19 protein-coding genes are annotated in these 21,676 nt (G+C 51.5%); 13 read left to right on the top strand and 6 right to left on the bottom strand.

Annotated features, from left to right (window positions below; translation table 11 throughout):
- Positions 1-49: 49 nt before the first annotated feature.
- From ACJ67_RS09170 to ACJ67_RS09145, 6 genes are all read right to left on the bottom strand, one after another.
- Positions 50-1,510, bottom strand: coding sequence for a bifunctional 2-methylcitrate dehydratase/aconitate hydratase (locus tag ACJ67_RS09170; RefSeq protein WP_049638807.1), 1,461 nt, complete (start codon positions 1,508-1,510; stop codon positions 50-52).
- A gap of 108 nt (positions 1,511-1,618) precedes the next feature.
- A complete protein-coding gene (prpC, locus tag ACJ67_RS09165; protein WP_049638806.1) occupies positions 1,619-2,788 on the bottom strand; it encodes a 2-methylcitrate synthase in 1,170 nt (389 codons plus the stop codon).
- Positions 2,789-2,827: 39 nt separating this feature from the next.
- Complete coding sequence (gene prpB / locus ACJ67_RS09160; RefSeq protein ID WP_049638805.1) at positions 2,828-3,706, bottom strand: methylisocitrate lyase; 879 nt, start codon at positions 3,704-3,706, stop codon at positions 2,828-2,830.
- A gap of 117 nt (positions 3,707-3,823) precedes the next feature.
- Positions 3,824-4,822, bottom strand: coding sequence for a CoA ester lyase (locus ACJ67_RS09155; RefSeq protein ID WP_049638804.1), 999 nt, complete (start codon positions 4,820-4,822; stop codon positions 3,824-3,826).
- Between the two features lie 2 nt (positions 4,823-4,824).
- The gene (locus tag ACJ67_RS09150) at positions 4,825-5,883 is read right to left on the bottom strand and encodes a MaoC family dehydratase (RefSeq protein ID WP_049638803.1); all 1,059 of its coding nucleotides are present in this window, start codon (positions 5,881-5,883) and stop codon (positions 4,825-4,827) included.
- 39 nt (positions 5,884-5,922) lie between these two features.
- On the bottom strand, positions 5,923-6,804 hold the full coding sequence (locus tag ACJ67_RS09145; protein WP_197080594.1) for a CoA ester lyase: 882 nt from the start codon (positions 6,802-6,804) through the stop codon (positions 5,923-5,925).
- A gap of 184 nt (positions 6,805-6,988) precedes the next feature.
- Between ACJ67_RS09145 and ACJ67_RS09140 the strand changes: the two genes are divergently transcribed.
- From ACJ67_RS09140 to ACJ67_RS09075, 13 genes are all read left to right on the top strand, one after another.
- A complete protein-coding gene (locus tag ACJ67_RS09140; RefSeq protein WP_018984982.1) occupies positions 6,989-7,723 on the top strand; it encodes a GntR family transcriptional regulator in 735 nt (244 codons plus the stop codon).
- Between the two features lie 252 nt (positions 7,724-7,975).
- Positions 7,976-9,178, top strand: a complete 1,203-nt coding sequence (locus tag ACJ67_RS09135) for a malic enzyme-like NAD(P)-binding protein (protein WP_049638801.1) — start codon at positions 7,976-7,978, stop codon at positions 9,176-9,178.
- A 6-nt stretch (positions 9,179-9,184) separates the two neighbouring features.
- Positions 9,185-9,574, top strand: coding sequence for a succinate dehydrogenase, cytochrome b556 subunit (gene sdhC / locus ACJ67_RS09130; RefSeq protein ID WP_049638800.1), 390 nt, complete (start codon positions 9,185-9,187; stop codon positions 9,572-9,574).
- 10 nt (positions 9,575-9,584) lie between these two features.
- The gene (sdhD, locus tag ACJ67_RS09125) at positions 9,585-9,938 is read left to right on the top strand and encodes a succinate dehydrogenase, hydrophobic membrane anchor protein (RefSeq protein WP_049638799.1); all 354 of its coding nucleotides are present in this window, start codon (positions 9,585-9,587) and stop codon (positions 9,936-9,938) included.
- Positions 9,939-9,948: 10 nt separating this feature from the next.
- The gene (gene sdhA / locus ACJ67_RS09120; protein WP_049638798.1) at positions 9,949-11,736 is read left to right on the top strand and encodes a succinate dehydrogenase flavoprotein subunit; all 1,788 of its coding nucleotides are present in this window, start codon (positions 9,949-9,951) and stop codon (positions 11,734-11,736) included.
- Between the two features lies 1 nt (position 11,737).
- The gene (locus ACJ67_RS09115; protein WP_049638797.1) at positions 11,738-12,484 is read left to right on the top strand and encodes a succinate dehydrogenase iron-sulfur subunit; all 747 of its coding nucleotides are present in this window, start codon (positions 11,738-11,740) and stop codon (positions 12,482-12,484) included.
- A 9-nt stretch (positions 12,485-12,493) separates the two neighbouring features.
- Positions 12,494-12,781: a succinate dehydrogenase assembly factor 2 gene (locus ACJ67_RS09110; RefSeq protein WP_049638796.1), complete on the top strand. Its 288-nt coding sequence runs from the start codon at positions 12,494-12,496 to the stop codon at positions 12,779-12,781.
- Positions 12,778-13,908: a CoA ester lyase gene (locus ACJ67_RS09105; RefSeq protein ID WP_018984989.1), complete on the top strand. Its 1,131-nt coding sequence runs from the start codon at positions 12,778-12,780 to the stop codon at positions 13,906-13,908. Before ACJ67_RS09110 ends, ACJ67_RS09105 begins: the two co-directional genes overlap by 4 nt.
- A gap of 219 nt (positions 13,909-14,127) precedes the next feature.
- Entirely contained in the window at positions 14,128-15,777 is a 1,650-nt protein-coding gene (locus tag ACJ67_RS09095; protein ID WP_049638794.1) for an acyl-CoA synthetase, read from the top strand.
- 25 nt (positions 15,778-15,802) lie between these two features.
- Positions 15,803-17,308, top strand: a complete 1,506-nt coding sequence (locus tag ACJ67_RS09090; protein ID WP_049638793.1) for a fumarate hydratase — start codon at positions 15,803-15,805, stop codon at positions 17,306-17,308.
- 91 nt (positions 17,309-17,399) lie between these two features.
- On the top strand, positions 17,400-17,723 hold the full coding sequence (locus ACJ67_RS09085; protein ID WP_049638792.1) for a hypothetical protein: 324 nt from the start codon (positions 17,400-17,402) through the stop codon (positions 17,721-17,723).
- 196 nt (positions 17,724-17,919) lie between these two features.
- A complete protein-coding gene (gene acnB / locus ACJ67_RS09080; protein WP_049638791.1) occupies positions 17,920-20,499 on the top strand; it encodes a bifunctional aconitate hydratase 2/2-methylisocitrate dehydratase in 2,580 nt (859 codons plus the stop codon).
- Positions 20,500-20,704: 205 nt separating this feature from the next.
- Positions 20,705-21,676 (top strand): crotonase/enoyl-CoA hydratase family protein, encoded by a 972-nt coding sequence (locus ACJ67_RS09075; RefSeq protein ID WP_049638790.1) that lies wholly within the window; start codon positions 20,705-20,707, stop codon positions 21,674-21,676.

The raw sequence follows: 21,676 nt of genomic DNA, 5'->3' as shown, positions 1-21,676 counted from the left end.
AAAAGGGCGCTTGAATGCGCCCCCTCGAATGCCGTCTAGTTGTATGTTTTTAGACGGTCAGCATATCGACAAACTGGTTGACTGCTGTGGCTTCAAGTTTAGCTTGATCCTGGCATAAAGCCAGAATCTCCGCCTGCTTCGTTGTATCAAAGCGCCGTGCCAGATTGACCTTGAATTTTTTCACCAGCTCCGGGATGCCTTCTCCGCGGCGGCGGCGATGACCAATCGGGTATTCCACTGCGATGTTGCTAGATTGCGTACCATCTTTAAAGAAGATCTGGATGGCATTAGCAATGGAGCGTTTTTCCGGATCAAGGTAATCACGCGTGTATTCTGCTTTCTCCACACAAGTCATTTTATCGCGCAAAGCATCAATGCGTGGATCTGCAGCCGCTTCATCCTCATAATCCAACGCAGTCAGGCTGCCTTTGAGCAAGCCGACAGCAGCCATGTATTGAATACAGTGATCGCGGTCAGCCGGATTGTTCATGGGGCCGGTTTTATCGATAATACGGATCGCTGATTCGTGAGTAGTAATGACAATCTTCTCAATATTAGCGATGTCGTCGAGTGATTGCAGACGGTTGCCAACCTCTTTATTCAGCTGGAATGCACATTCAACAGCGGTTTGGGCATGGAACTCAGCAGGGAAGGAGATTTTAAAAAGTACCTGTTCCATGACGTAACTGCCATAAGGGCGCTGAAACTTGAAGGCATTACCCTTGAACAGGACATCATAAAAGCCCCAGGTTTTAGCGGTCAGTGCACTGGGATAGCCCATTTCACCTTGCAAGGTCATCCATGCCAGGCGCACAGCGCGAGAAGTCGCGTCACCCGCAGCCCAGGACTTACGTGAGCCAGTGTTGGGGCTATGACGGTAGGTACGTAAACTTTGGCCATCGACAAACGCATTAGACACGGCATTAATGATGTCTTGTTTATTGCCTCCAAGTAATTTGGTGACGACAGCGGTTGAAGCTATTTTAACCAGGATGACGTGGTCCAGGCCGACACGGTTAAAGCTGTTTTCCAGAGCAAGCACGCCTTGAATTTCATGTGCCTTGATCATCGCTGTCAGCACATCTTTCATGGTCAGCGGTGCCTTGCCTTCAGCAACGTTTTTACGCGAAATATAGTCGGCCGAGGCCAGGATACCACCCAGGTTGTCAGAAGGGTGTCCCCATTCTGCTGCCAGCCAAGTATCGTTAAAGTCCAGCCAGCGAATTATGGCGCCGATGTTAAAGGCCGCCAGGATTGGGTCCAGCTGGTAAGAGGTGCCAGGTACTTTGGCGCCATTGGGCACGATGGTACCGGCAATGACTGGCCCCAGTAATTTGGTGCAGGCTGGATAATCCAAGGCCTCGAAACCGCAGCCCAAGGTATCCATCAGGCAGTTTCGAGCCGTGTCATAAGCCTCATCGGACTTGATTTCAAAATCTGCTACGTAATTTGCAATATCCACAATCACCTGGTCGGGGTCAGGGCGGACGTTAGAAATATGGGAGGACATAATAGATTCTTTCAAATAAAAAAATGAAGCCACAGAGGACACAGAGTGTACAGAGGAGGTCAAAAGCAGGATTTTCTCTGTGCTCTCTGTGTCCTCTGTGGCAAAAAATTAACGTTTTTTCAAAGCCACAAATGGCCGGTTATCTGGGCCGTTGTATTCTGCATTCGGACGAATAATCTTATTGTCGATGCGCTGCTCTATGGCATGCGCAACCCAGCCGGTAGTGCGTGAAATCACAAAAATCGGCGTGAACATGCCTGTAGGAATGCCCATCATGTGATAGCTGGATGCGCTGTACCAGTCCAGATTAGGAAACATTTTTTTCTCGTTCCACATGATTTCTTCAATGCGGGCCGAGATATCGAACAACTTCATATTGCCGGCATCTTCACAGAGTGACTTGCTGACGGCTTTAATGGATTCATTACGGGGGTCCGCAATCGTATAGACCGGGTGACCAAAGCCAATAATGATTTCCTTGCGTGCCATGCGGGCCTTGATATCTGCCTCAGCTTCATCGGGATTCTGGTAACGCTCGATAATTTCCATGGCCGCCTCGTTGGCGCCGCCATGTTTGGGGCCGCGCAGGGCGCCGATGGCACCGGTGATACACGAATATAGATCCGACAAAGTCCCCGCAATCACACGGGAGGTGAAGGTGGAGGCATTGAACTCATGTTCGGCATACAACACCAGTGAGGTGTTCATGGCCTTGATATGCAACTCGGAAGGTTTTTTGCCATGCAGGATATGCAGGAAATGTGCCGCGATAGAGTCATCGTCGGTTTCCACCTCAATACGGACACCGCGGTGGCTAAAGTGGTACCAGTAAATGAGGATGGAGCCAAAACAGGCAATCAGGCGGTCACCTAATGCCTGTGCGCCCGCGATATTACGGTCAACGGATTCTGGTTCCAGTGTCCCCAACATTGAGCAACCCGTGCGCATCACATCCATGGGATGCGCATTGGCTGGAATCTGTTCCAGTACGGCTTTAAGTGCACTGGGCAGGCCGCGTAGCTTTTTGAGCTTTTGATGATAAGCGGTGAGTTGTGGTTGGGTGGGCAGCTCGCCGTGTATCAGCAAATAAGCGACTTCTTCGAATGTGGCATGTTTAGCCAGCTCGATGATATCGTAACCACGGTAATGCAGGTCATTACCGCTATGCCCCACGGTACAGATGGCCGTGGTGCCCGCAGCCACGCCTGCCAGCGCCACGCCTTTTTTGCGTTTGGGGGCGTCGGTGGCAGGAATAGTGGGATCAGTGGTGGTATTCATAAAAACCTCCTTAAATCACTCAATCTTGTAGTTACGAATCTATTTCTTATAAAGCGCGTCTAGTTTCTGTTCAAAAGCGTGATAGCCCAGGTGCTCATACAAATCGGCACGTGTCTGCATCAGGTCTAAAACATTCTTCTGGGTGCCATCCTTGCGCACCCCCTGATAGACCTTGAGTGCGGCCTGGTTCATGGCACGGAATGCAGACAATGGATACAGCACCATGCCTACGCCAGCGGTGGCCAACTCCTCTACCGTAAACAAAGGCGTAGAACCGAATTCGGTGATATTCGCCAATACGGGGACTTTGACGGCATCTACAAACTGCCTATACATGCCTAATTCCGTCATCGCTTCCGGAAAAATCATGTCGGCCCCGGCTTCCACACAGGCACAGGCGCGGTCGATGGCGGATTGCAAACCCTCTACCGCCAGTGCATCGGTGCGAGCCATGACGACAAAATCATCATAAGGTTTGGCATCCACCGCCGCTTTGACGCGGTCTACCATTTCGTCCAGGCTGACAATTGCCTTGTTGGGGCGGTGGCCACAGCGTTTGGCACTGACCTGGTCTTCAATATGCACGGCGGCTGCGCCAGCCTTGGCGACACTTTTAATGGTGCGCGAAATGTTGAATGCGCCGCCAAAGCCGGTATCAATATCGACCAGCAATGGGGTATCCACAGCATCAGTAATACGGCGGACATCTACCAGCACATCTTCCAGACCAGAAATGCCGAGATCAGGCAGACCTAAAGAACCCGCAGCGACACCGCCACCAGACAGATAGATGGCCTTAAACCCGGATTGGGTGGCCAGCATGGCATGGTAGGCATTAATCGCGCCTATGATTTGTAGCGGCTTTTCGGCTGCCAGCGCTGCGCGGAAACGTGCACCTGCTGTAGTGATTTGTTGCATAGTTAAACCCTTATTTTTTTACCACAGAGAGCTCAGGGGGCACAGAGAGGTCCATTAAGCGGAATAAAAAACATCTCGGATTTTCTCTGTGCGCTCTATGATCTCTGTGGCTGAGTATTAAAAGAATGCGTGTTCCGCATCTTCTGGCATGGTCACACCCGTTTGCTTGGCTTTTTGTAACACTTCCCAGAAGTAACGGTAGGTCGCACGATCATGTAATTCACCTGCATATTGGATCGGACCCCAGTCAGCGGCCTGTGCTGCCAGCAGAATATTGGCGGCATCGGTCACTTCGTCATAGTTTGGTTTCATGGCATCGACGATGGCCTGAATCTGGGTGGGGTAGATACTCCACATGCGCATAAAGCCAAACTCATTGCGTGCGCGTGAGGCATCACTGTAAGTGACTTCCACGTTTTTCAGGTCCAGAGTAACGTTGTGCGCGGGGACCACGCCATTGGCCAGTGCTGCTGAAACCACTTCGGTTTTGGCGCGCGCCAGCAAACGGTGGTCGAACTGGCCTGGACTACGCATCGCTGTGGCCGGGATGGCGCCGTGATGGGCACTGACAAAGTCCATCAGGCCAAAGTCCAACACCTGCAGCCAGGGCAGTTGCGCAATTTCATGTACCTGTCTCAGGGCACCATGGGTTTCAATCAGGATATGGACCGGAATTTCACGACGAATGCCATGCTGTTTCGCCACCTGCTGAATATAGGTGATCATCTCCCGTGCTTGCGCGATATCGGTACATTTGGGAATAGTGAGATAGCTGAGCACCTCGCCTGCGCCACTGACCAGGATATCAATATCCTTTTTCCAGTGCGGGTGGGTGTAGTCGTGAATACGCGCTCCGGCCATCCTGTATTTGTTGGCTTCAGAATTCAGCACACGTACGATCATCTCGGCATGGGCCTGCTCCTGGCCACTGGCCGCACCGTCTTCGCAATCACAGGTAATATCAAATACCGGGCCTACACCATTAGGCGTGGCTGGATCTTGCAGGGACAGGGCTTTCAGTATCAGTTTTTCGCTGCCGGCAAAATGCTCGCAAGCTGGAATGACCGGAAACGGTTTCTCACCGCCAAAAAGAGCTTGGTTTGGATGAACAGCCATGTTTAGTTTCCTTTGCGTGGAATAAGAACGGTATAGTCAAGATCAAGTACCACATGCGGGTGGTAGCCCTGCGTGGTTTTGATGTTCTCAAGGGTAGCAGGTGGCATATTTTTGACGCCCACCATACGTAAACGTAGTGCGCCCAGCTCCTGGTGAGGCAGGGACCATTTGTCCAGTACCTTGGTCATGCAATAAATGGTGTCACCTGAGTAACTCGGGTTGGCATGGGTGCCACCATTAATGGCCACAATCGCAATCGCGTTTTCCAGGCCTTCGTAGCTCAGCGCACGGCAGGCCGAGATGACCACTCCGCCGTATACTAGACACTGGCCTTGCGGTGTACTTTGCATGAGGTGAGCATCAAAATGCAGGCGCGCATTGTTCTGGTATAAATGTGTGGCCATGGTATGGTCACTTTCATTAATCGTCAGGCCGGACGGATGACGCATGCATTCACCCACTTCGTAGTCATCCCACCAGTATTGGCCACCTGTGGCCTTAGCCAGGCTGCTATCTAGCTTAAAGTTGGCGGGGATGGCTAATGATTCAGTGCTCACAAACTCTGGTAACTCGGGAATGACAGTTTCTGGTGCTGATGTATCCAGATTTTTCTTGTGCACCATGACCCAGCGAATCCAGCTGAGCACAGGTTGCTGTTGCTGGTTGACTGTGGTAGAGCGTACCCAGACGACGCCACTTTTGCCGTTAGAGTTCTGTTTCAGCCCAATGACCTCGCTAGAAGTGGTGAGTGTATCGCCCACGTAAACGGGCTGGATAAACCGAACATCTGCATAACCCAGGTTGGCCACAGCATTGACCGAGATATCTGGCACGGTTTTGCCAAACGCAATATGAAACGCCAGCAGGTCATCCACCGGTGTGGTGCGATAGCCTAAGGCTTGCGCCAGTGGCTCGCTACAGTGCAACGGATTACGTGCGCCAGTCAATGCGATATACAGCGAGCAATCGCCTGCGGTGATTGTGCGCGGCGTGGCATGCTGGATCATTTCGTGTAGCTTGAAGTCCTCGAAGAAACGTCCTGCATGAATCTTAGTCTGCATGGTGTCCTCCTGTGTGGCGTCTCAATAGTGTCATGATGGTTAAATAAATTCTTCTTCCAGTTCGCTGATGGCTTCTGCCAACTGTATCAGCCGTTGTGCCGCTTTGATATGGTGATGCTCTACCAGCTTGTCATTGACCACGACCGTGCCACGCCCGGCCTCGTTTGCCTCTTTCAGGGCCTTGATGATCAACCTGGCATGCTCAACCTCAGCACGTTGAGGTGTGTAGGCATCGTTGCAATAAGCAATTTGAGCCGGATGCACCAGTGATTTGCCATCCATGCCAATATCACGCCCCAGACGGCAGGCGTATTCAAACGAATGCATATTCTTGAAGTCGGAGGTGATGCCATCAATCACGCCTTTGCCATAAGCGCGTGCTGCCAGGATCACCAGTGATAAAGAGGTCAGGATCGCGGAGCGTTCATGGGTGACGCGGGCATGCAATTGCGAAATCAGGTCAGAGGTCGCCATCACCATACAGATCACGCGCTCTGATGCAGCGGCAATTTCCTTGGCATTCAATACCGCGAGCGGACTTTCTATCATGACCATCATGGGGACATTTTTGCCGCCGGCCTCATCCAGTAACTGTTGTGCCTGCAACACATCTTCGCGCGATTCTATATTAGGGAACAGAATGGCATCGGCACCAATGTTCGCCACGGCCTGAATATCGTCATGGCCCCAAATGGAATGCAGGTCATTCACACGTACAACCACTTCTCTTTTACCGTAGCCGCCTTGTTTGACTGCATTGACTACATTTTGGCGTGACTGAATCTTGGCGTCGACCAAAATGGGGTCGCCCAGGTCAAGGATGACGGAGTCCGCTGCGAGTGTGCGTGCGCGTTCCAGGTAGTGCTGATTGCAACCGGGAACATATAGCATCGAGCGCCTTGGTCTGAGTGCATATGACATAGGGTTTCCTTTGTTACGGCAAGAAATTAGATTCATTATTCATGAATAAAAAAACTCTGTCAACAAATATCTTATGTCTTATATAAGATATAAAATAGTGGACAACAAAAAAGCGCTGTGATATAAATTAAAAAACTTACACAGATGCGAATAAATAATGCGAATCATGAACGGAGTCGAATCTATGGATAAGCAGTTAGGGTCACCAAGTTACCGGCCGCTGTATGACCAGATTAAGGTGTTGATCACGCAAAGCCTGATTGGTGGGGAGTGGCGTCCAGGAGATATGATTCCGAGTGAGATTGATCTTGCGCAAAGATATAAGGTCAGCCAGGGCACGGTGCGCAAGGCGATTGATAGCCTTGCCACAGAAAATATCCTGATCCGCCGCCAGGGTAAGGGTACTTTTGTTGCGACGCATAACCAGGATGACGTCAAGCTGCGCTTCTTGCGCCTGACCGCAGAAAATGGCCAGAAAGAAATGCTGCAGAACGAGTTTCTTTCCTGCGTTAAAAGCAAGGCCAGTGTGCATATTGGTAAGGTGCTGGAAATGAAAGCGGGCGCGACGACGATAGATGTGAAGCGGTTATTGACGTTTTCCGGTCGCCCCTTAATTTATGACCACATCATTGTGCCAGCCGCACCCTTCAAAGGATTGAACCGTGCCAAGGTGGAGGAGAGCAATGGCTCCATGTACAGCATGTATGAGTCGCAGTTCGGTATCCGCATGATACGCGCGGAAGAACGTATCAAGGCGGTGGCTGCTGACGCGGAAGTCGCCAAGGCGCTGGGTTTGAAAGAAGGCTACCCACTGTTGAGCATAGAACGTGTGTCGTTTACTTATGGCGATAAACCGATGGAGTGGCGCTTGGGGTTGTGTCTGACGGACGACCACCACTATATGAGTGAATTGGAATGATTGAAAAATCTTCATTAGCGGCGTTGAATTTCGCTTGCCGTGCGACTCGCACTGTCTTCGCTCATTCGCCTTGCTACTGAAGTTTTGAATCATTCTGAATAAAGGGCGTGACTTTTGAAAGCGCATTTTCGCAAGTTGGATATCGCGGGCTGTACTGGTTGTAATGGCTGCGATCATCCACCTAGCCAAAATGTGTTTTGAACGGTCTTGTAGGTGCAAGGTAACTGCATCATTGAAGAAAGAGGTTGATGAATGGACGATTTAAAGCAACGCGCGCTGGATTACCACCAGTTTCCCAAGCCTGGGAAGCTGAGCGTGGAGTCGTCCAAGCCTTGTGCGACACAGCAGGATTTATCGTTGGCCTACACGCCTGGGGTTGCGGCACCTGTGCTCGAAATTGAAGCGGATCCGGCCAATGCTTATAAGTACACCAATAAAGGTAACCTGATCGCGGTCATTACCGATGGCACCGCCGTGTTGGGGTTGGGAAATGTGGGCGCCTTGGCAGGCAAGCCAGTCATGGAGGGCAAGGGTGTGTTGTTTAAGCGTTTTGCCGATATTGATGTGTTTGATATTGAAGTCAATGCCGCGACACCGGATGAATTTATCCAGACCGTGGTCAATATTGCGCCTACGTTTGGCGGCATTAACCTGGAAGATATTGCCGCTCCGCACTGTTTCTATATTGAAAATGAATTAAAGAAACGCCTGGATATTCCTGTTTTCCATGACGACCAGCATGGCACGGCCGTTATTGTGGCAGCTGCTTTATTAAATGCACTCGATCTCCAAGGCAAAACGTTGCCCCGCGCCAAGATTGTGTTTTTAGGCGCGGGTGCGGCGGGTTGCTCCTGTGCAAAATTGCTCAAGTTAATGGGCGCGACCAATATCACCATGGTCGATCGCAAAGGTGTGCTGGATAGCGACCGTGACGATTTGCATGACAATAACCGTGAGTTGGCGATTGAAGCTGGCAAGGTGAAAACACTCGCAGAAGCTATGCAGGGCGCTGATGTGTTTATTGGCGTGTCTGCCAAAAATGGCTTGCCGCCCGAGTTGGTCGCCACCATGGCAGCTAAACCAGTGATTTTTGCCTTGGCCAATCCTGATCCTGAAATATTGCCTAGCCAGGTGTTTGCCTTGCGGGATGATGCAATTATGGCCACCGGCCGTAGTGATTTTCCTAACCAGGTGAATAATGCCTTGTGTTTCCCTTACCTGTTCCGTGGTGCGCTAGACGCGCAGGCAAAACAGATTACCGAGCAGATGAAGGTAGCTGCGGCGCAAGCACTGAGCCAGTTGGCGCGCGAGCCCGTGCCGCCACAAGTGCTGGAAGCTTATCAACTGACGTCATTGTCTTTTGGCAAAGACTACATCATCCCCAAGCCATTTGATCCGCGTTTGATGGAATACGTGGGTGGTGCAGTTGCGCGTGCCGCCAAAGCAGGTGAGTGAGCCGGCATGATTGTTAAGAAGCAAAAGAAACAGCGCCCGAAGAATCTGGATTTATTCACGATCCGGTTACCGGTGAACGCCGTGGTGTCGATTATGCACCGCGCCAGCGGCGTGTTGCTGTTCCTGATCCAGCCACTGTTGCTATGGTCGTTGTATTTGTCTCTTTCCAGCGCTCAGGGTTACGCCAGGGTCGTGACACAGTTTCAGCAATGGCCGGTGAAGTTGCTGGTGACTGTGCTGGCAGCGGCTTTTTTCCACCATTTTTATGCCGGGATTCGCCATCTGGCCATGGATGTGCACTGGATGACCACCTTGCAGAAAGCCCGTTTTTCCAGCCGGGTGGTCTTGTGGATGGTTGCGGTGACCATGTTGTTTGTGATCTGGGCGATTTGGTAGAGAGGCCAGCATGTTGTTTGAGTTACTAACGGCCAAATATCCCGGGATGCGACGCTGGTTGACCCAGCGGTTGTGCGCACTGTCTATGGCGCTGGTTTTGCTGCTGTTTTGGTTGAGGATGATGTGGTTGTCGCCACAGAGTTTCAGTGAGTGGCAGGCATTGTTTGCGCCATTTTGGTGGCGACTGCTCACGGCTTGGTTTTTTGTGTGCATGTTGCTGCATGCGTGGTTAGGTGTCCGCGATGTGTTCAGGGATTATGTGCCACATTTGGGTATTCGCGCAGTGCTGCAATGGCTGGTGAATCTCGCCGTGTGGGGCAATGGGTTAGCTGTGGTATGGATTTTATTTGGGATGGATTTTTAAGGTGACTAGCATGGCTGATTCTAATATGACAGGTGCAGGCAAACTACAGCATCATCAGGTAGATGCCGTTATTGTCGGCGGCGGCGGGGCAGGCTTGCGTGCTGCACTGCAGCTGGCGGAATCCGGTGCCGATGTGGCCGTACTTTCCAAAGTGTTCCCCACCCGTTCACACACGGTGGCGGCACAAGGCGGGATTGCAGCCGCGCTCGGCAATGTCTCCGATGACAGCTGGTTATGGCATATGTACGACACCATCAAAGGCTCGGACTACCTGGGCGACCAGGATGCGATTGAGTTTATGTGCCGCAATGCAGCCAAGGCGATTATCGAGCTGGAGCATTTTGGCATGCCGTTTGACCGCCTGGAAAATGGCCGTATTTTCCAGCGCCCCTTTGGCGGTATGACACGCAATTTTGGTGAAACCCCGATCTCCCGTACCTGTGCCGTGGCTGACCGTACCGGTCATGCCATGTTGCATACGCTTTACCAGCGCAATGTTAAAGCCAATACCCAGTTTCTGATTGAATGGTTCGCACTCGATTTGATTCGGGATGCTGATGGCGATGTTTTGGGCGTGATTGCGCTCGAAATTGAAACCGGTGATATCCACGTCATCCACGCGAAGGCCACCATGCTGGCGACGGGCGGCGGTGGGCGTATTTTCCAGGCCAGTACCAATGCGTATATCAATACCGGGGATGGCCTTGGTATGGCGGCACGCGCAGGCTTGCCTTTGCAGGACATGGAGTTTTGGCAGTTTCACCCGACCGGCGTATTGAATGCTGGCGTATTGATTACCGAAGGCGTACGCGGTGAAGGCGGTTACCTGGTCAACAGTGACGGCGAGCGCTTTATGGAGCGCTACGCGCCCAGTGCCAAAGACCTAGCAAGCCGCGATGTCGTATCCCGTGCCATGGCGACTGAGATTAAAGAAGGCCGCGGCATAGGCAAACACAAAGATGCGGTCTACCTCAAACTGGATCACCTCGGTGAAGACATTATCAGCAAGCGCTTGCCTGGTATCCGTGAAATCGCCAAAACCTTTGCCGGTGTGGATCCGACGAATGACCCGATCCCTGTGGTGCCTACGGCACATTACATGATGGGCGGCATCCCGACCAATCTGGATGGTCAGGTAGTGGTGCACGATGGCCAATCTGAGCGCGTAGTGAATGGGCTGTATGCCGTCGGCGAATGTGCTTGCGTCTCTGTCCACGGCGCGAATCGTCTGGGCTCTAATTCTCTGCTGGACTTAGTGGTTTTTGGCAAAGCTGCCGGTGACAAAATGGCGGCAGACATCGCTGCCAATCAAGCACATAAGCCATTACCAGCCAATGTGGCGGATGCCACGCTGGCGCGTGTGGACCGCTTGGAAAGTGCGAGCGAGGGGGAGAAGGTGGCAGAAGTGGGTCTGGCCATGCGCCAAACCATGCAAAAACACTGCGGTGTGTTCCGCTTTCCTGATCTGCTGGAAGGCGGTGTTGATGCGATCAAACAAGTCGCCCAGCGCGCCCAGCACTTAAGAATTACCGATAAAAGCAAAGTCTTTAATACGGCCCGTGTCGAAGCACTGGAGCTGGATAACCTGATGCAGGTTGCGCTCGCCACTATGGAAGCAGCTAATGCCCGCCAGGAAAGCCGTGGTGCCCATGCACGTGAAGATTATCCTGAGCGCGATGATGCCCAATGGCTCAGTCATTCGCTGTATTTTGCCAATGAACAAAAGCTGGCTTACAAACCCGTGCGTTTGAAACCGCTGACGGTAGAACCATTTGAATTGAAAAAAAGGGTGTATTGATATGCTTTTCTCAATTTACCGATTCAATCCCGACGTGGATAAAAAGCCTTATATGCAGGACTACGATGTCCAGTTGGAAGACAGCGACCAAATGCTGCTGGACGCCCTGATGCGCATTAAAGAGCTGGACGAAACGCTGAGTATGCGTAAGTCATGCCGTGAAGGCGTGTGTGGCAGTGACGCCATGAACATCAATGGTAAAAATGGACTGGCCTGCATTACAAAATTGAGCGAGTTGCAAGAGCCTGTAGTGCTGCGACCCATGCCCGGCCTGCCTGTAATCCGTGATCTGGTCGTCGACATGACACAGTTCTTCGATAACTACCACTCAGTGATGCCGTACCTGCAAAACCATGACACGCCGCCAGACACTGAGCGTTTACAAAGCCCTGAGGACCGGGCCAAGCTTGATGGCTTGTATGAGTGCATTTTGTGCGGTGCCTGCACGACTTCCTGCCCCAGTTTCTGGTGGAACCCGGACAAGTTTGTCGGCCCGGCCGGCCTCATGCAGGCTTACCGGTTTATTGCCGATAGCCGTGATCAGGAACAGGACGCGCGCCTGGAAAATCTGGAAGACCCATACCGTTTATACCGTTGCCACAACATCATGAACTGTACGGATGTTTGCCCGAAAAAACTGAATCCAAACGCGGCCATTGCAGCGATTAAAGACCTCAAGATTGAAAAAGCCAAAGCGCACAGCGAAGCCAAACCCGGTAAGAAAATATTTGGTATCAAGGTGTTATAGGAGTGGACGATGTTAAATGCTGAAATTTTACGTGAAGCAGAGCAACGGCGCCTGGCATGGCGTTGCCGTCGGGGCATGCTGGAGCTGGATATCGTCTTGCAACGGTTTGTCAGTGAGCATTTTAGCGGGCTGACACTGGCTGAAATGGAACAGCTGGATGCCTTGCTTGAGTTGCCCGATAACGTGTTCTGGGATCTGGTTCAGGGCGTCAATCCACAACCTGGCATGGCGCAATCCAGCATCATTCTTGAAAAACTAAGAGCCAGCCGACCTTCGGCAGAACAGGAAGCAGCATGAGTCAGCATATGGGAGAGGAACCAATTGCGCTGGATGCCAGGGCGTTGGGAGATTACTGGCCAGGCATACAGCTGTATTACCCGCCGGTGAAATATGCGCCTAGTCTGGGCATTTATGAGGATATGGAGCAGGCAGCCAACCGCATGGTCAAGCATGCGCACTTTACCAATGCGCATACGCTGATTTTTGACCTGGAAGATGGCTGCCGGCAAAAAGAAATGAGCCGTACCTTGCTGCGCCAGGAGCTACCCAAGCTACGCAAGGTGAATGAACGCGTCACCATCGCCATCCGTGCCAACTCTTTCCGTACCGATGAGTACGAAGAAGACATGAAACTGGTGCGTGACATGGGCGAGTATATCGACGTCGTCATGCTGGCAAAGGCGGGTGAGTCCTACGGTGCTGCGGAAGTGCGTGATTTATCCAGCTTTTTACTCAGTATCAATCCGCATATCACCATACAGCCGATTATTGAGCACCCGAAGTCGCTCAAGATTGCGCCGGATTTAATGCAATACGACACTGTGAAGCATGTGGTGTTTGGTATCCACGATTTTTCCAAAGCGCTGGGTATCCATATTACGCCAGAGCACTGGATTGAAGAGTTGTTCTACTTTATCAACCAGCTGATTTTTGAGGCGAGGATTGCCGGTAAAGGCGTGATCGGCGGCGTGGAAACACTGATCGGCAGCAATATCATGCCCGATAAATTTGTTGAGCCGCACGATGTGCGCCGCTGGCTGGATTTGCATGGCGATAACGAGTCGCGTGTGGTGTACAAGCACGCTTGCCAGGAGGCGGCCATGGGCCTCACCGGCAAGCAGGTGATTCATCCGGGCCATATCCACTTGTGTAAAACCGCATATACCCCTTCACCGACTGAAATTAACCAGAAAGTGGCCATCCTGAAAGCAGCGATTGAAGCGGATGCCTTGCTGGGTGGGGCGATCAAGTTTGAGGGTGAGATGCTGGATCCGCCGATGTTTGGTAAGGCATTGCAGACATTATTAAGAGCGCATGCATTACGCGCGCTTAAGGTGAGTGACATGGAATTTGCATTGCATGTATTGCAGTTGATGCCGGCGCAGGTTGTACGCCAAAACTGGCCTTATGGCATCTTGCTTTAAATCAATGGCTGCGCGGGCGAATTGCGTTGTTGCGCAGTGCTCGAAATGCTCATGTACTTTAAGTACATTCCGCTTTCTGCGCGCTGTGCGCCTAGCACTTCATCGCTAAATTCTGAATTTAAACGTATTGATAGGTTTGAAAAAAGCATTTTCAAAAGAAATGCATATAACAGCATCGCATCAACCATGCGTGCATAGAGTGATTGGAAAGGTTTGAACATGACACAGTTAGCCCCTTATCCACAATGGCAATGGGAAATCCCTGAATTTTTCAATATCGGGGTGGCGTGCAGTGATCGTCACATGGGTACGCCAAAAGCCGATGAAATTGCCATGATTGTGGAAGACGACACGTTTGGTACCGGTACGATTACCTTTGCCGAGCTGGCGGAGAGAACTGATCGGTTTGCCCAGATGTTGCGTGATTTAGGCGTTCAGCCTGGTGACCGTGTCCTGATCCGCTTGCCTAACAGCCTGGATTATCCGACTGCCTTTTTAGGCACGATGAAAACCGGGGCGATTTCTGTGCCCACTTCCACCTTGCTAACCGCAGAAGAAGTGGCTTATCTGGCAAAAGATTCCGGTGCGGTGGTATTGGTGACGGATGCAGCAGCCTGGGCCGGCATGTCAGCCAAAATGCAGCAGAATATTGCGCAAACACCCAATCTCAAGCATGTGTTGCTCACCCAGTTGACCGATCAAATGGTGCCTGTCGAAGGGTTCAATGTGTTGTCTCTTGAGACCGCATTAAAGGCCGTGCAACAAGTGACGCCTGCTTATGCTACCCGCGGTGACGATCCGGCCTATCTGGTGTATACCTCAGGCACCACTGGTTATCCTAAAGGCGTATTGCATGCGCACCGTGCTTTGCTTGGGCGCCAGCCAGCGGCGCAATACTGGTTTAATTACAGTGAGACGGCGCAAGACCGCATTATGCATTCCGGCAAGTTTAACTGGACTTATGTGCTGGGCACCGGCCTGATGGATCCGTTATACCTGGGCAAGACCGTGATTGTGCACGAAGGTAAAAATGATGCGCAAAAATGGCTGGATTTGATCGCCAAACACAAGGCAACCATCTTTATTGGTGTGCCCACGATTTACCGTCAGCTGCTACAAAAAACGACAGCAACACAAGTGGATATCCCCAGCGTGCGCCATTTTATGAGCGCGGGAGAGCATTTGTCTGACGAGGTGTTGAGCCAATGGCGTGAGCGTTTCGGGCTGGATATTTATGAAGCGGTTGGGATGAGTGAGTTTTCTTATTACCTGTCGCAAAGTATTTTCCGTCCGATCCGGGCTGGCTCGGCGGGATTCCCGCAGCCTGGTCATGCGATTGTCTTGCTGAATCCCGAAACTCGCGAGCCCGTGGCCGAAGGTGAGGAGGGGATGATTTGCGTGCCAGATAATGACCCAGGCTTGTTCCTGAGCTATTGGAACTTGCCGGAAGAGACTGCCAAATATAAGCACGATGGCTATTTCTTTACCGGAGACTATGCCAAATACGATGCTGACGGCTATCTGTGGTTCCTTGGCCGTAAAGATGACATTATCAAGAGCTTTGGCTACCGCGTTTCGCCCTATGAAATTGAGCGTGTATATAAAGGCCATCCTGCCGTGGCGGACTGTGCTGCTGTCGGTGAAGAAATTGAAAAAGACAAACTGCTGGTAGTGATTTATGTGATCCCTAAACCGGATGCTGAAATCGCACCCGAAGAGCTGATGTCCTTTGGTAAACAACATCTGGCGGCTTACAAGGCGCCTAAAATGGTTTACCTGGCCAAGGAGTTTCCACGGACCAAAAATGGTAAAATCTTGCGTAAAGATGTGAGTCCTGCCATTGCCTATCAGAAAAGCAATGCCCGTTGAAATGCCCGTCTGAAAGACACAGAAAATGGCCCTGATTAAAACCCAAGATTTTATCGAGAGTGTTGCCGATGCCTTGCAATACATCTCTTATTACCACCCGGAAGACTATATCCGGGCGTTGGCAGCGGCGTATGAAAAAGAGGCCTCACCTGCTGCCAGGGACGCCATTGCGCAGATTTTGACCAATTCCCGTATGTGCGCCGAAGGCAAACGCCCCTTGTGCCAGGATACCGGCATTGTGGTGGCGTTTGTCAAAATAGGCATGCAGGTGCAATTTGAGGGGGACATGACCATCGAGCAAATGGTTAACGAAGGCGTACGCCGTGCTTACCTGCATCCCGACAATACGCTGCGAGCGTCTATCGTGAATGACCCCGCCGGGGCACGTAAAAACACTAAAGACAATACGCCCGCGATTACGCATATTGAAATGGTGGCGGGGGATAAAGTCGAAGTCCAGGTGGCTGCCAAAGGCGGCGGCTCGGAAAATAAATCCAAACTGGTCATGCTCAACCCTAACGAAAGCATTGTTGACTGGGTGCTGGAAGTGGTGCCCAAGATGGGCGCTGGCTGGTGCCCACCAGGCATGCTCGGGATAGGCATAGGCGGCAGTGCTGAGAAAGCCATGCTGCTGGCTAAAGAGTCATTGATGGCCCCGATTGATATCCAGGAGTTGCAGGCACGTGGTGCGCAAAACCGCATTGAAGAATTGCGCCTGGAACTTTATGAAAAGGTTAATCAGCTAGGGATAGGCGCACAAGGCCTGGGTGGCCTGACCACGGTATTAGATGTGAAAATCCTGGATTATCCAACCCATGCAGCCAGTTTGCCCGTGGCCATTATTCCTAATTGCGCAGCGACACGTCATGTGCACTTTACGCTGGATGGGTCCGGTGTGGCTGAGTTAACGCCACCGAGTGCAGATGTTTACCCGGATGTGGATTGGGCCCCCAGCCCGCAAGCTAAACGCGTGAACCTGGAAACGGTGACACGTGAGGAAACGCAAACTTGGAAAACCGGAGATACCTTGTTGCTCACAGGTAAAATCCTGACAGGGCGCGATGCTGCGCATAAACGTATCCAGACCATGCTGGCCAAAGGTGAACCACTACCTGTAGATTTTACCAATAAGTTTATTTATTACGTTGGCCCGGTCGATGCCGTGCGTGACGAAGCCGTGGGGCCGGCAGGTCCGACCACGGCGACGCGCATGGATAGCTATACCGATATGATGCTGAATACCGGATTGCTGGGTTCGATTGGCAAAGCCGAACGTGGCGAAGAGGCCTTGGCAGAGATTGCCAAGCACAAGTCGGTGTACTTGATGGCGGTGGGTGGTGCCGCTTATCTGGTCAGCAAGGCGATTAAAAAATCCCGCGTGCTGGCTTTTGCAGACTTGGGTATGGAAGCCATCTATGAATTTGAAGTGGTGGATATGCCAGTGACGGTGGCAGTGAGTGCGGATGGTGAGTCCGTACACCAGACCGGTCCGGCACTATGGAAAAAAACCATTGCGTTGCAAGCGGTATAAGTGGCTACCGATAATGTGAGTGCAATCACAGAGACCGGGCACGAATTGGTGAAAGATACGTCATACTACTAAGCGTCAAAATGGAGTGAGTATGATAAAAATGAATACTGGGGTAATTGGGTTCGCAGTTGGCTTGGCCATAGTATTGAGTTTGCCCGTGCATGCCGAATCTGCGCTGGAATACTTCACTGATAGTACAGGCCGGTACAGTGGCCCTAGCCTGGAAGATCAGGTCGCCATGATGGACACTGATCACAACGGTTTTGCCGATGTGTTTGAGGTGCGTGCCTATCTGGAGAAACAGCATGGCAAAGGCTATCAAAAAGAATTGCTGGATAAATGGGAATCTTCCGCCTACGGTAAGAGCTGTAGTACCCCATTTGCCAAAGAGTTATATGGAGACAGTACCCCCTGACTGTAGTGTTGTTTTGTTGCTGTCGGCGGCTGTCATTTGCATCAATTGCCGGAATGTTACAAGCAGTTAACATTCTGGCCTATGGACTGGATTATAATCAAACAAGAAGAAATCCTCGCGGTCAGCCTCTGGTCATGTCGTTACAGATAAGCGCTGGCCCATCCCCCGACTTTGTTTTATTGATAGAGCCTACATCATGTTACAAGTATACGAAACCCACGTAAAAGAACGCGCCTCGCAAAATCTACCTCCTTTACCCCTCAATGCGGAACAAGTCGCTGCATTGGTCGAGTTATTAAAATCTCCTCCCGCCGGGCAGGAAGCCTTGCTGTTAAATCTGCTGGAAAACCGTATTCCTGCAGGTGTTGACCAGGCGGCCTATGTCAAAGCGGCCTTTTTGGCAGATGTTGCAAATGGCACTGCGATTTCACCTTTAGTCAGTGCAGAAAGAGCCGTACAGCTGTTAGGTACCATGCTGGGGGGCTACAACGTCCAGGCACTGGTGGCTTTGCTGGATACCCCAATGGCCGCGAATGCTGTCAAGGCCTTGTCTACAACCATCCTCATGTTTGACGCTTTCCATGATGTCGACGCCAAAATGAAGGCAGGTAACCCGCATGCCAAGGCTTTGATGACGGCTTGGGCCAATGCCGAATGGTTTACCAACAAGCCTGCTTTGGCTGAAGAAATCAAACTGGTGGTGTTCAAGCTGGATGGTGAAACCAATACTGATGACCTGAGTCCAGCGCAAGATGCATGGAGCCGTCCGGATATCCCATTACACGCCAAAGCCATGCTGATCAACCGCATGTCTGATGGGCTCAAAGTGATTGAGGGCCTGAAGCAAAAAGGCTTGCCGCTGGCCTATGTTGGCGACGTGGTCGGGACAGGTTCTTCCCGTAAATCGGCCATCAACTCCGTACAATGGTGGATGGGCGACGATATTCCCTACATCCCCAACAAGCGCACAGGCGGCGTGGTGATTGGTAGCAAGATTGCACCGATTTTCTTTAACACTGCAGAAGACTCAGGCGCTTTGCCTATCCAGTGTGATGTTTCTAAACTGAACACCGGTGACGTGATTGTGATCAAGCCATTTGAAGGCAAAGTATTGTCTGAGGCAGGTGAAGTATTGGCCACATTTGAAATGAATCCAATCACCTTGCCGGATGAAGTGCGTGCAGGTGGCCGTATCCCATTGATTATTGGCCGTGGCCTGACTGCCAATGCACGTAAAGCGCTGGGCTTGGGTGACACGGACATCTTTATTAAATCCATCCCTGCCAAAGATACTGGTAAAGGCTACACCTTGGCGCAAAAAATGGTGGGTCGTGCCTGTGGTTTGCCAGAAGGTATGGGCGTGCGCCCAGGTACCTATTGCGAACCTAAAGCAACCACTGTAGGTTCCCAAGACACCACGGGCGGGATGACACGTGATGAGCTGAAAGAGTTGGCTTGCCTGGGCTTTAGTGCCGATCTGGTCATGCAGAGTTTCTGCCATACGGCGGCTTACCCGAAACCAGTCGATATCAAATTGCAGCATGAGTTGCCTGAATTTATGTCCAGCCGTGGCGGCGTCAGCTTGCGCGCAGGTGATGGCGTGATCCACTCCTGGTTGAACCGCTTGATCCTGCCGGATACTGTGGGTACTGGCGGTGACTCGCATACCCGGTTCCCGATTGGCATCAGCTTCCCGGCTGGTTCTGGTTTGGTGGCGTTTGCGGCAGCTACTGGCGCCATGCCGCTGGATATGCCTGAATCAGTGCTGGTACGCTTTAAAGGCCAAATGCAGCCAGGCATTACCTTGCGTGACCTGGTGAATGCGATTCCTTACGCAGCCATCCAGGAAGGCACACTGACTGTTGGCAAGCAGGGCAAGAAAAACGTATTCAACGGCCGCGTACTGGAAATCGAAGGATTGCCCGACCTTAAGGTGGAGCAGGCGTTTGAGCTGGCTGATGCTTCGGCTGAGCGTTCAGCCAACGGTTGTACTGTGCTGTTGAATAAAGAGCCGGTGATTGAGTTCCTCAACTCCAATATCGTGCTCATGCAGAACATGATAGAAAATGGCTACCAGGATGCACGCACGCTGGAGCGCCGCATTGCCAGCATGAAAGCATGGCTGGAAAAACCGGAACTGTTGCAGCCTGATGCTGATGCCGAATATGCGCACGTCATCGAAATTGACCTCAGTGAGATTAAAGAACCACTGGTGGCTTGCCCGAATGACCCGGATGATATCAAGCCATTATCTGCTGTGGTGGGCGACAAGATTGACGAAGTCTTTATTGGTAGTTGCATGACCAACATTGGTCACTACCGCGCGGCTGGCAAGGTCCTTGAAGGGGCTGGTGGTATCCCGACCCGTTTATGGATTGCTCCACCAACACGTATGGATGAAGCACAATTGCGAGCCGAAGGCGTGTACTCAACTTTTGGTGTCGCTGGTGCACGCACGGAAGTACCAGGCTGCTCACTGTGTATGGGTAACCAGGCACGTGTGGCTGACAAGGCGACCGTGTTCTCGACCTCTACCCGTAACTTTGATAACCGTATGGGTAAAGATGCCCGTGTTTACCTGGGCTCTGCTGAACTGGCAGCGGTTTGTGCCAAACTGGGTCGTATCCCAACCATGCAAGAGTACCTGGATACCTTGGGCACCAAGCTGACCAACACGGCAGAGATTTACAAATACCTCAACTTTAACCAGATGACCCAATATGCTGGCTCGCTAGAAAATGTGAAGAAAATCATTCCAATTAAAGAAACGGCGTAGCTGTTGTATTGAAGGCATGATCAAAGGGAGCGTGAGCTCCCTTTGTTGTTTTTACGGCCGGAAATATCCTTGCAACTGTAAATCCTGAGAACTCTCCTGACGGCACAGTTCTGTTTTGATTATGATGTATTGGCTGACGTCTATGATGCACATACGTCAATTCCCTGATTCACTCAACAGATTTTCAATGTCCAAGGAGAAACTCATGAAACCGTTCGAACAAGGCCTGGTTAATTATCAACAACGTTTACAGTCACATGATTACGGTCAGGTCTTTTGCCGTTTTGATGCTGAACGCCAAGCACTGTGGAGTTATTTGCATCAACCTCAGCGTATTCCCTGCATTAATCATGATTTATTGATGAATCTGCATGAGCACCATGCCGATATCCAGCGCAGCGGCGGCTATGTGCAGACGGATGCGGAGACGATATTGCCAATCCGCTATTCTGTTTTTGCCTCGGCGACCCCAGGCTATTTCAATATGGGCGGCGATTTACAAAAAATGGCTGCGGCTATCCGCCAGCAAGACAGGGCGCAATTACAGGCCTATGCCAAACTCAGTATTGATGTGGTGGCACAACGCGCATTTCGTTTCCAGCTGGACCATGTGACAAAAATCTCCCTGCTGCAAGGCGAAGTGTTAGGCGCTGGCATAGAAGCAGCCCTCACCAGTGACCTGCTGATTGCTGAAAAACAAGCGGTATTTTGCTTTCCTGAGCTGTTCTTTAACATGATTCCGGGTATGGGGGCATATAGCTTTATTGCACGCAAGGCTGGTATGGCTGTCGCAGACAAGATGATTCTGGGATGTGAGCGCTATACCGCTGAAGAGTGCCTGGAGATGGGGTTGATTGATATCGTTGTCGAGGATGGTGAGGGCGAGCAGGCTGTGCATGAGTTTATCCATAAGAATAACAAGCGCGCAGAAGGCTTTTTATCTGCGCAAAAAGCCAAGGCCAGGATCAATCCGTTAAGCTATGACGAACTCAAGGATATCGTGGAGGTGTGGGTTGAGAATGCCTTGCGGTTGACTGAGCGCGATCTGAAGGTGATGGACAGGTTCTACCGCGCCCAGTCACGTCTTTTCCCCGACAATCAAGAAAGTACAATTGCTAGTACCAGTGAAGCTGAGCCTATCCCAAATGCGCCGCAGCCCCAGGTAGTGAATCAATAG

The sequence above is a fragment of the Methylophilus sp. TWE2 genome, from assembly GCF_001183865.1.
Taxonomy (GTDB): domain Bacteria; phylum Pseudomonadota; class Gammaproteobacteria; order Burkholderiales; family Methylophilaceae; genus Methylophilus.
The sequence above is the reverse complement of the archived record's forward strand: the minus strand, read 5'-3'. Positions and strand labels throughout refer to the sequence as shown.

Coding starts and splice junctions, on each gene's coding strand:
- acnB (WP_049638791.1), top strand. CDS start 17,920: ATGTTACAAGTATACGAAACCCACGTAAAAGAACGCGCCTCGCAAAAT.
- ACJ67_RS09140 (WP_018984982.1), top strand. CDS start 6,989: ATGGATAAGCAGTTAGGGTCACCAAGTTACCGGCCGCTGTATGACCAG.
- ACJ67_RS09110 (WP_049638796.1), top strand. CDS start 12,494: ATGTTAAATGCTGAAATTTTACGTGAAGCAGAGCAACGGCGCCTGGCA.
- ACJ67_RS09095 (WP_049638794.1), top strand. CDS start 14,128: ATGACACAGTTAGCCCCTTATCCACAATGGCAATGGGAAATCCCTGAA.
- ACJ67_RS09075 (WP_049638790.1), top strand. CDS start 20,705: ATGAAACCGTTCGAACAAGGCCTGGTTAATTATCAACAACGTTTACAG.
- ACJ67_RS09105 (WP_018984989.1), top strand. CDS start 12,778: ATGAGTCAGCATATGGGAGAGGAACCAATTGCGCTGGATGCCAGGGCG.
- ACJ67_RS09170 (WP_049638807.1), bottom strand. CDS start 1,510: ATGTCCTCCCATATTTCTAACGTCCGCCCTGACCCCGACCAGGTGATT.
- ACJ67_RS09135 (WP_049638801.1), top strand. CDS start 7,976: ATGGACGATTTAAAGCAACGCGCGCTGGATTACCACCAGTTTCCCAAG.
- ACJ67_RS09150 (WP_049638803.1), bottom strand. CDS start 5,883: ATGCAGACTAAGATTCATGCAGGACGTTTCTTCGAGGACTTCAAGCTA.
- ACJ67_RS09090 (WP_049638793.1), top strand. CDS start 15,803: ATGGCCCTGATTAAAACCCAAGATTTTATCGAGAGTGTTGCCGATGCC.
- sdhD (WP_049638799.1), top strand. CDS start 9,585: ATGTTGTTTGAGTTACTAACGGCCAAATATCCCGGGATGCGACGCTGG.
- ACJ67_RS09085 (WP_049638792.1), top strand. CDS start 17,400: ATGATAAAAATGAATACTGGGGTAATTGGGTTCGCAGTTGGCTTGGCC.
- ACJ67_RS09145 (WP_197080594.1), bottom strand. CDS start 6,804: ATGTCATATGCACTCAGACCAAGGCGCTCGATGCTATATGTTCCCGGT.
- ACJ67_RS09115 (WP_049638797.1), top strand. CDS start 11,738: ATGCTTTTCTCAATTTACCGATTCAATCCCGACGTGGATAAAAAGCCT.
- prpC (WP_049638806.1), bottom strand. CDS start 2,788: ATGAATACCACCACTGATCCCACTATTCCTGCCACCGACGCCCCCAAA.
- sdhA (WP_049638798.1), top strand. CDS start 9,949: ATGGCTGATTCTAATATGACAGGTGCAGGCAAACTACAGCATCATCAG.
- prpB (WP_049638805.1), bottom strand. CDS start 3,706: ATGCAACAAATCACTACAGCAGGTGCACGTTTCCGCGCAGCGCTGGCA.
- sdhC (WP_049638800.1), top strand. CDS start 9,185: ATGATTGTTAAGAAGCAAAAGAAACAGCGCCCGAAGAATCTGGATTTA.
- ACJ67_RS09155 (WP_049638804.1), bottom strand. CDS start 4,822: ATGGCTGTTCATCCAAACCAAGCTCTTTTTGGCGGTGAGAAACCGTTT.